The sequence below is a fragment of the Nocardioides sp. NPDC087217 genome (assembly GCF_044744805.1).
GTDB lineage: Bacteria > Actinomycetota > Actinomycetes > Propionibacteriales > Nocardioidaceae > Nocardioides.
On record NZ_JBIUZB010000002.1, the window covers coordinates 1,089,194 to 1,101,304 of the forward strand.

Here is a 12,111-nt window from a genome sequence, read left to right on the forward strand (position 1 = left end):
TCACCGGGTCGGGTCAGGCTCGGGCTCTGGTGGCGTCTCGGCGCCGTCGCGCTCGTCGCGCTCGGCCCACTCGAGCAGCGGCTGGATCGAGAACGGATGGTCGTCGATGTCGGCGTGCAGGTCACCGATCTCCGCGAACCGTGCCGGCACCGTACGCATCGTGAACTCACGTGGGTCGACGTCCTTGGCCTCCTCCCAGGTGATCGGGGTGGAGACCCGGCCGTCGGCGACGCCACGGATCGAGTAGGCACACGCGATCGTGTGATCTCGGGTGTTCTGGTTGAAGTCCACGAACAGCTGCGCCGGGTCGCGATCCTTACGCCACCAGGCGGTGGTGACCAGCTTCGGTGCCCGGCGCTCGACCTCGCGGGCGAAGGCGTGCGCGGCGCGGCGTACGTCCTGGAATCCGTGCTCGGCCGGGATCCGGACATACACGTGCATCCCGGAGCCACCGCTCGTCTTCGGGTAGCCGACCGCGCCGAGCTCGTCGAGGAGCTCGCGTACGACGCCCGCCACCGTCTGCACGGTCGAGAACGGGCACTCGGGACCGGGATCGAGGTCGATGCGCCACTCGTCGGGCTTCTCGGTGTCCTCGCGTCGGCTGTTCCAGGGATGGAACTCGACCGTCGACATCTGGACGGCCCAGATCACCGCGCCGAGCTCGGTCACGCAGAGCTCGTCGGCGGTGCGGCCCCAGCGCGGGAAGTAGAGGCGTACGGTCTCGATCCAGTCGGGCGCCCCCTGCGGCAGCCGCTTCTGGTGCACCTTCGGCCCCGCCAGGCCCTTGGGAAACCGGTGCAACATGCACGGACGCTCCCAGAGCGCGTTGACGATCCCAGGCCCGACGGCGAGGTAGTACTGCGCTACGTCGAGCTTGGTCGCACCGGTCTCAGGGAAGTAGACGCGGTCGGGGTTGGAGATCCTGACGACGCGGTTGTCCACCTCGATCTCCACCGACGGCGATGCCTTGGCCATGCTCGCCAGCGTAGGCGCTGAGATGATGCGGTGAAACGAAACTCGCTCATCTCGATCCTCACGGGGGTGTCACGTGGACCTCATCCCGAGGCGTCGAAAGGATGTGAGCACATCGACCGTGAGGCCTCCCGCCGAGGAGTTCGCCGACTTCGTCCATGCGACGGGCGGCGCGCTCTACCGCACCGCGCTGCTGCTGACGGGTGACCATCACCTGGCCGAGGACCTAACCCAGACGACGTACGCCCGGGCCTTCGCGTCCTGGCGGCGGGTCAGTAGGGCGGACAACCCGGCGGCGTACGCACGACGTGTGCTCCTCAACGGATTCATCTCCCACCGACGGCTCCGGCGCAACGCCGAGACGCCGACCTCGACGCTGCCGGACGATCCGGGCAGCGATGCCGACCCCAGCGCCCGGATCGACCTGCTTGCCGCCCTCCAGCGGCTGTCGCCGACCGACCGGGCCGTGCTCGTCGCGCGCTATTGGGAGGACCGATCCGTGTCCCAGACAGCTGCCGACCTCGGACTGACCGAGACGGCGGTCCGCACCCGCTCGAAACGTGCCCTGGAACGGCTGCGCCCGCTGGTTGCGGACATCTTCCCGGAGAGGACCACCCGATGAACGACCCAGAGACCAGCTTCCGTACGGCACTGCACGAGCGTGTCGCCGACCAGCACCCCGACTACGCGCGGATCTCCGCCGGCGCGATCAGCGCGGGCTCGCGCATCCGCCGCCGCCGGCGGATCACCGGTGCCGTCGGCGCCGCTGCGGCCGTCGGCGCATTCACCGCAGGTGGGCTGGGGCTCTCTCAGTTCCTGACCACGACCGCGGTCGACCAGGCTCCCCTCGGCGCCGCCGGCGCACCGTCGGCGTCGGCCTCGACGGCACCCCTTGCCTCCGGGCAGAGCCTCGACCTCGGCGATGGTGTCACCGGACAGGTCGTCACCAACGACGAGGCCAAGACGATGGACATCACCATCCAGACAGGCAGCGCTCGCCCGGGCGCCGGGACCGGGTTCACGATCGTCCTGTCCGGACCGGCCGTCGCGGTCGAGCAGAAGTGGAGCAACGGCACGCTCCTCGAGGACTATCCCGGCGTCACGATCGCCACCGAAGGCGCGCGCGTAGGGCTCGTCGACGAGGTTCCCGTCGAGCAGCCGCCCGGTTGGACGTGCGAGTGGTACCTGATCGACGACGGGGCCTCCTGCACGTCCGAGGACGGTGGTGTGGCCGGCCTGGTGATCCGCCCGGCGGAGGACTACCCGGACTGGAGCAAGAGCGCCGACAAGGCCGGCCCCGGCTCGGGGTCCTACATCACCCCGCTCCACGGCGACATCTTCATCAGTGTCCAGAGCGGGGAGGGCACCACCGACGCCGAGCTCGAGGCGCTCGCGAGCTCGCTCAGGTGGACCGACTGACCCGCTACGGGGTACGCCGCAGCAGCGCCAGGAACATCGCATCGGTGCCATGGCGGTGCGGCCACAGCTGCACGGTGCCTGCCATCGGCCCGGCGCTGTCAGGCACCGTGCCGACCGTGGCGCCGATCGGCTCGAGGACGACATCGGATCGGTCCTCGAGCACCCTGCGCACGACGCCCTCGGTCTCGGCCAGAACCGGCGAGCAGGTGGCGTAGAGCACCACACCGCCAGGCCGGGTCAGATCGATCGCCCGGTCGAGCAGGGAGCGCTGCAGGTCGACGAGTACGTCGAGGTCGGCCGTGGCTCGCCGCCAGCGTGCCTCCGGCCGACGGCGCAGCGCCCCCAGACCGGTGCACGGAGCATCGACGAGGACCCGGTCGAACGTCGCGTCCTTGAACGGCGGCCTGGTCCCGTCGCCGGCCACGACCCCCGCGGACCCGTCCACGTGCGTGCCGGATGACCGGTCGGTCAGGTTGGCGAGGACGAGTCCGGCACGGTGCGGCTGGCGCTCGTTGGCGACCAGCACGGCGCCCTGTTGCGCGGCCAGGGCGGCCAGCAATGCCGACTTGCCGCCGGGCCCGGCGCACAGGTCCAGCCACAACTCGGTCCCGGAGTCCTGCCGGTCGAGGTCGGCCTCGGCCAGAGCGATGGCCACCAGCTGGGACCCCTCGTCCTGCACCCCGGCGCGCCCCTCCGCGACAGCGGCGATCCCGGCCGGTGAGCCGGAGTCGAGCGTGACGCCGAAGGGCGAGTACGGCGTCGGCATGCCGCCGAGCTCGTCGATCCTCGCCCGCCCGGGGCGGGCGACCAGCGTGACCGACGGCGGCACGTTGTCGGCCTCGAGCAGCGCGTCGATCTGGTCGCGACCGACGGCCTCGGCGAGTCGCTCGACGACCCAGCGCGGGTGGCTGAAGGCGACCGTGGCCCAGCCGTCGTGGTCCCTCTCACGCGGGGGCGCCACCTCGGCGACCCACTCGTCGAGGGACTTGCGGGTGACCTTGCGCAGGACGGCGTTGACGAACCCCGCCGGCCCCTGGCCCACCTTCGACCGGGTAAGATCGACGCTGGTCGAGATCGCGGCATGGTCGGGCACCCGCATGGACAGCACCTGGTGCGCACCCAGCCGCAGCACATCGAGCACTTTCGCCTCGACCTTGGCCAGCGGTCGGTCGATGCAGGCGGCCAGCACGGCGTCGTACGTCCCCTGCTGCCGCAGCGTCCCCGAGGCGAGCTCGGTGGCGAAGGCCGCGTCGCGGCCCTCAAGCCCGAGGCGGCCGAGGACGTGGGGCAGCACCAGGTTGGCGTACGCCTCATCGACCCGCACCGCCTTGAGCACCTCGAACGCGGCGAGCCGTGCGGGATCGGCTGGCTTGGTGGCCCCACGCGGCTTCCCCTGCGGTCGCCGGCCGGCCCCCGGACGCCTACCCGGCTGTGCCCTATTCGAAGGTGACACCGGACTCCAGACGTACGCCTCGGGCCCAGTCGGCCGCCGGCATCTCCTTCTTGCCGAAGGCCTTCACCCGGCCGAGCCGGACCGCCGTGGTGCCGGTGCCGACGAGGACCTCGTTCTTGCGGACGACCAGCTCCCCGGGAGCCGCCGTGTCCTCGGCCATGGTGACCGGCCCGACCTTGAACCGCTCGCCGTCGAGCAGGGTCCAGGCTCCCGGCGCGGGGGTACAGGCGCGGATCTGCCGGTCGATGGCCACGGCGTTCTGCGTCCAGTCGATCTGGGCGTCCTCGACGGTGATCTTGTCGGCGTAGGTGATCCCGTCGGTCGGCTGCTCGCGTGCGTCCAGGGAACCGTCCTCGATCCCGTCGAGCGTGGACACCAACAGCCTGGCCCCACCTTCGGTGAGCTTCTCGAAGAGCGACCCGGAGGTCTCGTCGGGCGCCAGCGCCTGGGTCATGGTGCCGAAGACCGGGCCGGCGTCCATCGCCTTCACGATCCGGAACGTGGTCGCCCCGGAGATCTCCTCGCCGGCCCAGACGGCACGCTGCACCGGCGCGGCGCCGCGGTAGGCGGGCAGGAGCGAGAAGTGCAGGTTGACCCAGCCGTGCCGCGGGATGTCCAGCGCCGACTGCGGCAGCATCGCGCCGTAGGCGACCACCGGGCAGCAGTCGGGCTCCAGCGCCTTCAGCTCGGCCTGGAACTCCGGCTCACGGGGATGCTCCGGCTTGAGCACCGGAACCCCCAGCTCCTCGGCCCGCTGGGCCACCGGCGAGGGCACCAGCCGCTTGCTGCGCCCCTGGGCGGCATCGGGCCGGGTGACGACGCCGACGAGCTCGTGGCGCGAGGCCGCGATCGCGTTCAGCGAGGGCACGGCCACCTCGGGCGTACCGGCGAAGACGACCCTCATCAGAACCCGAACCCGTTCGTCGCGTGCGGCGAGACCTTCACCGTGGGTTTCTCCAGGCCGAACCACTCCGACTCCCGGATCTCCTTCATCGCCGCCTTGCGTGCGGCCTCGTCGAGCCGGTCGATGAAGAGGATGCCGTCGAGGTGGTCGGTCTCGTGCTGGATGGCCCGGGCGAGCAGCTCGGAGCCCTCGATGGTGACCGGCTCACCGTGCATGTCGAAACCCTTCGCCACCACCGACAGCGCCCGGCGGCAGTCGAAGGTGATGTCGGGCAGCGACAGGCAGCCCTCTCCCCCGTCCTGCGTCTCCTCCGACAGGGTCAGGTCCGGGTTGATGAGGTGACCCACCTGGCCGTCGACGTACCACGTGAAGACCCGCAGGCTCACTCCGATCTGCGGAGCGGCCAGTCCGGCGCCAGGCGCCTCGAGCATGGTGTCGGTCAGGTCGGCAACGAGCTTGCGCAGCTCCTTGTCGAAGTCGACGACCTCGATCGCTGGCTTGCGCAGCACGGGGTCGCCGAAGAGTCGGATGGGCTGGACTGCCACTGTTCTCCTAGGTGGTCGAGCGTGTCGGGACCACTTTACGCGGCGGGGCGCTCGCTCAGAGCGTCGGCGGATCCACCTGGACCCGCACCGGGTCGAGCTTGCGCGCCGAGCGCACTCGCTGCAGCTCCCCGAGCGCCTCGGTGAGCCTCACTCCGAGGGATCGCGGGACCCGTACGACCGCGCGAAGCCGTGGCTCACCGGTCGACGTGGGCTCGGCGGGCACCGGACCGAGCACCTCCGCGCCGAGCGGGAGCGCCAGCAGGGTGAGCGCGTCGTCGAGCGCTCCGGGAGTGCCGGTGATGGTGGCCAGCCGCGACGCCGGCGGGAGGTGGGCCTCCTGCCGGGCGGCCGCCTCGCGCTGGGCGAACCCGGGCTGGTCCCAGCGCACCAGCGCCTGTAGCACCGACAGCGCCGGGTCGCCGACGACCAGGACCCGCCCACCGGGCCGCACCAGCCCGGCGGCGTTGCTCCAGCGGCGCAGCGCCTCCTCGTCCATACGCAGATCCGGCCGTCCCAGCAGCAGCCAGGTGTCGAGCAGCAGCACCCCGGCATAGCCACCCTCGGCGACGGGCTCGGCGCCGATGGTCGCGACCACGATCGCCGGAGTGCCCGGCACCGTCTGCTTGACCGCCCCCGCCGAGGAGGTCACCACCCGGACCCCGGCGAAGGACCGACCCATCTCCTCGGCCGTACGCGCCTCACCGATGATCGGCGCCCGCAGCCCGAACCCGCCGCAGGCTCCGCACGCCCAGGCCGCCTCGACGTGACCGCACCAGCCGCACGTCGGCGGCGCGGCCGGCCCCCCGAGCTGGAGCGGCCCCTGGCAGGCCGAGCACCTGGCCGGCGTACGGCACCGGTCGCAGGCCAGCGAGGCCGCATATCCGCGCCGCGGCGTCTGCAGCAGGACAGGTCCGGTGGCCAGTGCCGCCCGGATGATCTCGTGGGCCTCGCGGGGCACCCGGGAGGCGCGGGTGAGCGGGTCCTTCTCGAGGTCGAAGTCGGTGTCGCCGGTGATCTCGATGCTCACCCGCTCGCGGGCCAGCGCCCGGGTGGGCCGGATCTCCTGCGCCCAGCCGGTCTCGGCCAGGAACCCTGCCTCCACGGTCCGCGCGAAGCCACCCACCAGGGTGGCCGCCTGCTCCTGCTCCGCCCGCAGCAGCAGCACGTCACGCGCGTGCGGGTAGGGCGAGCGCTGCTCGGCGAGCAGGTCGTCGCCGTCGTCCCAGACGACCACCAGCCCGAGGTCGTGCACCGGCGCGAAGGCGGCCGCGCGGGTGCCGATCGCCACCTTCACCGTGCCCCGGGCGACCCGCAGGAACTCCCGGTAGCGCGAGGCCGGCCCAGCGTCGGCGGCCAGCACGGCATGCTGCCCCTCCCCCAGCACTTTCGTCATCGCGGTGTCGAGGCGGGCGAGGTCCTTCCAGTCCGGCACCACGACCAGCGCGCCGCGTCCGGAGGCCAGCGTCGTCGCGGTGGCATGAGCGATCAGGTCGGCGTGGTCGGTGCCGGCCGCGGCGTGCCAGACCGCTCGCGGCGCCCCGCCGGAGGCCAGATGTCGTAGGAACGCGGCCGCCGGCTCGTGCCCCGCCCACGCCGCTGCCGCGGCGGCGGCGTCGAAGGGCCGCCCGGCCGGGGCGACCGCTGAGGGCTCCTTCTCGGTCGAAGCGTGCCGGGGCGGGATCGCCAGCCTGAGCACGTCGGCACGGGCACCGGCGTAGCGCCGGGCGACCGACTCGCTCAGTGCCGCCACCTGCGGCGTGAGCACCGGCTCGGAGCTGACGACCCGCTTGAGCGGCTGCAGGTTCGCGTGCTCGGAGGCTTCGGCCCGCTCCACGACGAACCCGTCGACGTCCTTGGGACCGAACCGCACCTTCACCCGGACCCCGGGCTGGGCCTCCTCGGCCATCGAGGCCGGGACCGCATAGTCGAAGGGCCGGTCCAGGTGGGCCATCGGCAGGTCGACCAGGACCTTGGCGACCGGATCGACCTCGGCGATCGACGCCTCGGCGGCCTTTCGTGCCCGCGTCGCCGCGGCCTTCGCCCGGCCCTCCTTGACCCGGTCGCGAACCAGCCCGGGCAGCTCCAGCTCCGCTGCCCCGGCTGCCTCCTGCGGTCCCCGGCTCACAGGGGTCATTTCTACCAGCAGCCGCCGACAACCCAGCGGCGCCGACCCCGCAAACGCCACCGGCGCCCGTCTGTGATGGGACGGACGCCGGACTTCTCTGGCTTTTCCTGCACTTCTCAGGTGTTGCAATGCCTGAGAAGTGCAGGAATACCCGGTTAACCGGGTATTCCTACCGCTCAGGCGCCGGCAGCAGCCTTGAGGGCGTCGGCGCGGTCGGTGCGCTCCCAGGTGAACTCGGGGAGCTCGCGGCCGAAGTGACCGTACGCGGCGGTCTTGGCGTAGATCGGGCGGAGCAGGTCGAGGTCGCGCAGGATCGCGGCCGGGCGGAGGTCGAAGACCTCGAGGACGGCCTTCTGGATGTTGGCCTCGGGCACGGTGTGGGTGCCGAAGGTCTCCACGAAGACGCCGACGGGCTGGGCCTTGCCGATGGCGTAGGCGACCTGGACCTCGGCGCGACGGGCCAGGCCCGCGGCGACGATGTTCTTGGCCACCCAGCGCATGGCGTACGCAGCCGACCGGTCGACCTTCGACGGGTCCTTGCCCGAGAAGGCGCCGCCGCCGTGGCGGGCCATGCCGCCGTAGGTGTCGACGATGATCTTGCGGCCGGTCAGGCCGGCGTCACCCATCGGGCCACCGACGACGAAGCGGCCGGTCGGGTTGATGTGGAGCTTGTAGCCGTCGAAGGGAACCGACGACTTGAACTGCTCGAGCACCGGCTCGATGACGTACTTCTTGATGTCGGCGTGCAACTGCTCCTGAGTGGTCTCCTCGGAGTGCTGCGTCGAGAGGACGACGGTGTCCACGCGCACGGCGCGGCCCTCGTCGTCGTACTCGATGGTGACCTGGGTCTTGCCGTCGGGACGCAGGTAGTCCAGCGTGCCGTCCTTGCGGACCGCGGTCAGCTTCTCGGCCAGCGTCTGCGCCATCTTGATGGGCAGCGGGAACAGCTCGGGCGTGTCGTCGCAGGCGTAGCCGAACATCAGGCCCTGGTCGCCGGCACCCTGCAGGTCGAGCTCGTCGACCGAGCTCTCTAGGCGGTGCTCCTCGGCGGTGTCGACGCCCTGGGCGATGTCCTGGCTCTGGGCGCCGATGGCGACCTGGACGCCGCAGGAGTGGCCGTCGAAGCCCTTGAGGGAGGAGTCGTAGCCGATGTCGAGGATCTTCTGGCGCACGAGCTGGGCGACCGGCGCGTAGGCGTCGGTGGTCACCTCGCCGGCGACGACGACCAAGCCGGTGGTGAGCAGGGTCTCGACAGCCACCCGGCTCTTGGGGTCGTGCTCGAGCAGGTAGTCGAGCACGGTGTCGCTGATCTGGTCGGCGATCTTGTCCGGGTGCCCCTCGGTCACCGACTCCGACGTGAAGAGACGTCCGGTCACGTGTAGCTCCGTTTCAAAGGTTCGTGTGGTTTGAACAGGTAGGCAAACGTCAATCGTTCTGGTCGACAAACATAGACCCCGAACCCCAGGACCGCAGGGGTGGTCCTCATCGTGGCGCGTGGCGTGTCGTCAGTTTGTACGTTGTTCATCCAGGCGTAAGGAGATCTGGTCCCAGATCACCTCTGCAAGGGCGGATTTCGCCCCTTCCTGCACGTCGACGTGGCCTCCGTCGGCGCCCAGGATGACTGCCTTGTTGACCTCGCTGCCGAAGACCGCGCCGCCGCTGACGTCGTTGACGACGAGCAGGTCACAGCCCTTCCGCTTCAGCTTGGCCGTGGCGAGCTCGAGCACCGAGCCGGTCGCGTCGCCCGTCTCGGCCGCGAATCCCACGACGACCTGGCCGGGCTTGGTCCGGTGGTGGGAGAGCTCAGCCAGGATGTCGGGGTTCTGCATGAGCTCGATCGTCGGCGCCGACCCGTCGGCCGCCTTCTTGATCTTGGCCTCGCTCACCCCGGTCGGCCGGAAGTCGGCAGGGGCGGCTGCCATGACGACCGCGTCCGCACCGGTGGCCGCGGAGACGACGGCGTCGCGCAGCTCGGCGGTGGTGCCGACACGTACGACCTTCAGGCCGGCCGGGTCCGGCAGGGTCACGTTGGCGGCGACCAGGGTCACCTCGGCGCCTCGGGCGGCCGCGGCCCGGGCGATGGCGTAGCCCTGGAGCCCCGAGGAGCGGTTGCCGAGGAAGCGGACCGGGTCCAGGTACTCCCGGGTGCCGCCGGCCGAGACGACGACGCGACGACCGACGAGATCGGCGCGCCCGCCATGGGCGAGGACCGCACGCGAGAGCTCGAAGATCTCGGCCGGCTCGGGCAGGCGGCCCTTGCCGGTGTCCTTGCCGGTCAGTCGGCCCTCGGCGGGCTCGATGACGATGTTGCCGCGCTCGCGCAGGGTGGCGACGTTGGCCTGGGTCGCCGGGTGCTCCCACATCTCGGTGTGCATCGCCGGGGCGAACACGACCGGACAGCGCGCGGTGAGCAGTACGTTGCTGAGCAGATCGTCCGCGAGGCCGTGGGCCGCGCGGGCGAGCGTGTTGGCGGTCGCGGGCGCGACCACGACGAGGTGGGCCTGCTGCCCGATGCGTACGTGCGGGACCTCGGTGATGTTCTCGAAGACGCCGGTGGCGATCTCCTTGCCCGACAGCGCCGCCCAGGTGGGGGCGCCGACGAACTCGAGGGCGGCGGCCGTGGGGACCACGGTCACGTCATGGCCGGACTCGGTGAACCGGCGTAGCAGCTCGGCCGCTTTGTAGGCGGCGATGCCGCCGGCGACCCCTAAGACCACGCGCGGCCGCTCCCCCTCGAGGGGAGCGGCCGAAGTGGTGCTGTTGGTGGACAGCGGAGGACCTGGACGATCAGGCGTCGCCGGCAGGCGCCTCGGCAGCGGCAGCCTGAGCCGCAGCCTGGGCGGCCAGCTCGGCCGGGTCGATGTCCTCGCAGGTCAGCAGGTCCTCGTTGATCTCGCGCAGCGCGATCGAGAGGGGCTTCTCCTGAACGTGGGTGTCGACCAGCGGGCCGACGTACTCGAGGAGGCCTTCGCCGAGCTGGGAGTAGTAGGCGTTGATCTGGCGAGCCCGCTGGGCGCTGTAGAGAACCAGCTTGTACTTGCTGTCGGTCTTCGTCAGCAGGTCGTCGATCGAGGGGTTGGTCACGCCCTGGGCGTCGATCTGAGGGGCAGCCACGTGAGCCTCACTTGTCGGCTTGGTCGGATTTCTTGCTCGGAAGCCCGAGCGTCATCAAGGTTACCAACTCATCGGCTGCCTGATGAACTTCGTGGTTAACGATCGTCACGTCGAACTCCTTCTCCGCCGCCAGTTCGACCCGCGCGGTCTGCAGGCGGCGCTCCCGCTCGGCCTCGGTCTCGGTGCCTCGACCGACCAGCCGGCGTACGAGCTCTTCCCAGCTCGGCGGAGCCAGGAAGACGAAGATCGCCTCGGGCATGGTCTCGCGCACGAGCCGGGCGCCCTGCAGGTCGATCTCGAGCATCGCCGGGCGTCCCTCGGCCAGCGCCTTGTCGACGGGACCGCGAGGGGTGCCGTAGCGCGCCATGTTGTGGACCGTGGCCCACTCCAGCAACTCGCCGCCGGCGATCATGGCGTCGAACTCCTCGTCGGAGACGAACAGGTAGTGCACACCGTGGACCTCGCCAGCGCGTGGCTTGCGGGTCGTCGCCGAGACGGACAAGAAGACCTCGGGGTGGTCGTCGCGCACCGCCGCGGAGACGGTGCCTTTGCCGACCGCGGTCGGACCGGCCAGGACGACCAGTCGCTTCTCGTGGCCATCGCCGGCACCGGTCGGGGTCTTCTCGTCCGTCATCAGACTCATCGGCGAGCGAACTCCTCGACCAGCGCGGCCACCTGCTTGGGGCCGAGGCCCTGCACACGGCGGCTCATCGCGATGCCGAGACGCTCCATCATCTGGGTTGCCCGCACCTCACCGAGGCCGGGGTGGGAGGTCAGCAGGTCGATGACCTTCATCTTGCCGACGACCTCGTTCTTCTTCCCTTCCTCGATGACCTCGAGGACGGACATGCCGCCAGTGCGGACCTTGTTCTTGACAGCAGCCCTCTCCTGGCGCGAGGCCGCGGCTTTGACGAGCGCGGCAGCGCGCTGTTCAGGGGTGATGTCCGGAGGCAGAGCCACGAAGACTCCCTTTCACGATCAAATGTGTAGTCGACAGGGCAACCGGGTCGCGCGGTACAGGGATCGTGCCCCCCGGCTGAGCGCTGAAAGTAAGCGCTCGCGCCAATCTAGCCATTACGTTGCCGGGGCGGCAATCGGGGTCGCCTAACTGGTGTCCATTCGGTTCACAGCGTCAAGGACGTGTGACAGACGTCCCGGGCCTGCTGCTGGACGCGTACGGACGCCTCCTGCGTCTCCGTGCTGCTCACCTTCGTGGCCGCGTCGGCGATCTTCTTCGCCTCGGCGTCGCTGACGCCCTCGGGCGGCTCACCGTTCTCGAAGTCGTCGGCCGAGACGCCGGCGTCCTCCAGAGCCGCGCTGAGCCCCGAGATCGCCCCCGTCAGCGTCTTCCAGTCCTTCGCGATGTCGTCGGGCGCATTGCGCTCGAGGTCCTCGAAGATCGGCAGGGCGGCGATCAGCCCGCTGGTGCCATCCTCGCCCAGGGTGTTCGTCAGCTGCTCCTGGTGGCCCCTGAGGGACTCGCAGTAGTCGTCGATCGGATCACCGCACGAGCTCAGGCCCGTGGCGAGGATCGGCAGGACGAGGAACTGGGCGGCCATCCGGAGACTGGTCATGGCGC

Annotated in this window: 13 protein-coding genes; 2 read left to right on the plus strand and 11 right to left on the minus strand. The window is 70.8% G+C overall.

Annotated elements, in window-relative coordinates; translation table 11 throughout:
• On the minus strand, positions 1–975 hold the full coding sequence (gene ligD / locus ACIO3S_RS12650; protein ID WP_400463743.1) for a non-homologous end-joining DNA ligase: 975 nt from the start codon (positions 973–975) through the stop codon (positions 1–3).
• A gap of 103 nt (positions 976–1,078) precedes the next feature.
• On the opposite strand from ligD, the gene ACIO3S_RS12655 reads away from it, so the two are divergent.
• Positions 1,079–1,594 carry a SigE family RNA polymerase sigma factor gene (locus tag ACIO3S_RS12655; RefSeq protein ID WP_400463746.1) on the plus strand — a complete coding sequence of 172 codons (516 nt, stop codon included), beginning with the start codon at positions 1,079–1,081 and terminating at the stop codon, positions 1,592–1,594.
• Complete coding sequence (locus tag ACIO3S_RS12660) at positions 1,591–2,391, plus strand: hypothetical protein (protein WP_400463749.1); 801 nt, start codon at positions 1,591–1,593, stop codon at positions 2,389–2,391. The genes ACIO3S_RS12655 and ACIO3S_RS12660 overlap by 4 nt, the downstream gene beginning before the upstream one ends.
• 4 nt (positions 2,392–2,395) lie before the next feature.
• Here ACIO3S_RS12660 and ACIO3S_RS12665 read toward each other — a convergent pair whose 3' ends face one another.
• The 10 genes from ACIO3S_RS12665 to ACIO3S_RS12710 form a co-directional block, all read right to left on the minus strand.
• A complete protein-coding gene (locus ACIO3S_RS12665; protein WP_400463752.1) occupies positions 2,396–3,844 on the minus strand; it encodes an RsmB/NOP family class I SAM-dependent RNA methyltransferase in 1,449 nt (482 codons plus the stop codon).
• Complete coding sequence (gene fmt, locus ACIO3S_RS12670) at positions 3,828–4,748, minus strand: methionyl-tRNA formyltransferase (RefSeq protein WP_400463755.1); 921 nt, start codon at positions 4,746–4,748, stop codon at positions 3,828–3,830. Before fmt ends, ACIO3S_RS12665 begins: the two co-directional genes overlap by 17 nt.
• Complete coding sequence (gene def, locus ACIO3S_RS12675) at positions 4,748–5,293, minus strand: peptide deformylase (RefSeq protein WP_091041329.1); 546 nt, start codon at positions 5,291–5,293, stop codon at positions 4,748–4,750. Before def ends, fmt begins: the two co-directional genes overlap by 1 nt.
• Positions 5,294–5,348: 55 nt before the next feature.
• Positions 5,349–7,418, minus strand: coding sequence for a primosomal protein N' (locus ACIO3S_RS12680; protein ID WP_400463759.1), 2,070 nt, complete (start codon positions 7,416–7,418; stop codon positions 5,349–5,351).
• A gap of 176 nt (positions 7,419–7,594) precedes the next feature.
• On the minus strand, positions 7,595–8,794 hold the full coding sequence (metK, locus tag ACIO3S_RS12685) for a methionine adenosyltransferase (protein WP_160022986.1): 1,200 nt from the start codon (positions 8,792–8,794) through the stop codon (positions 7,595–7,597).
• A gap of 129 nt (positions 8,795–8,923) precedes the next feature.
• Positions 8,924–10,135: a bifunctional phosphopantothenoylcysteine decarboxylase/phosphopantothenate--cysteine ligase CoaBC gene (gene coaBC, locus ACIO3S_RS12690; RefSeq protein WP_400463762.1), complete on the minus strand. Its 1,212-nt coding sequence runs from the start codon at positions 10,133–10,135 to the stop codon at positions 8,924–8,926.
• Positions 10,136–10,205: 70 nt separating this feature from the next.
• A complete protein-coding gene (gene rpoZ, locus ACIO3S_RS12695; RefSeq protein ID WP_160022984.1) occupies positions 10,206–10,532 on the minus strand; it encodes a DNA-directed RNA polymerase subunit omega in 327 nt (108 codons plus the stop codon).
• Between the two features lie 7 nt (positions 10,533–10,539).
• Positions 10,540–11,175, minus strand: coding sequence for a guanylate kinase (gmk, locus tag ACIO3S_RS12700; protein WP_400463765.1), 636 nt, complete (start codon positions 11,173–11,175; stop codon positions 10,540–10,542).
• Entirely contained in the window at positions 11,172–11,492 is a 321-nt protein-coding gene (gene mihF, locus ACIO3S_RS12705; RefSeq protein ID WP_168381123.1) for an integration host factor, actinobacterial type, read from the minus strand. Before mihF ends, gmk begins: the two co-directional genes overlap by 4 nt.
• Before the next feature lie 164 nt (positions 11,493–11,656).
• Positions 11,657–12,106, minus strand: coding sequence for a hypothetical protein (locus ACIO3S_RS12710; protein ID WP_400463769.1), 450 nt, complete (start codon positions 12,104–12,106; stop codon positions 11,657–11,659).
• Positions 12,107–12,111: the final 5 nt, after the last annotated feature.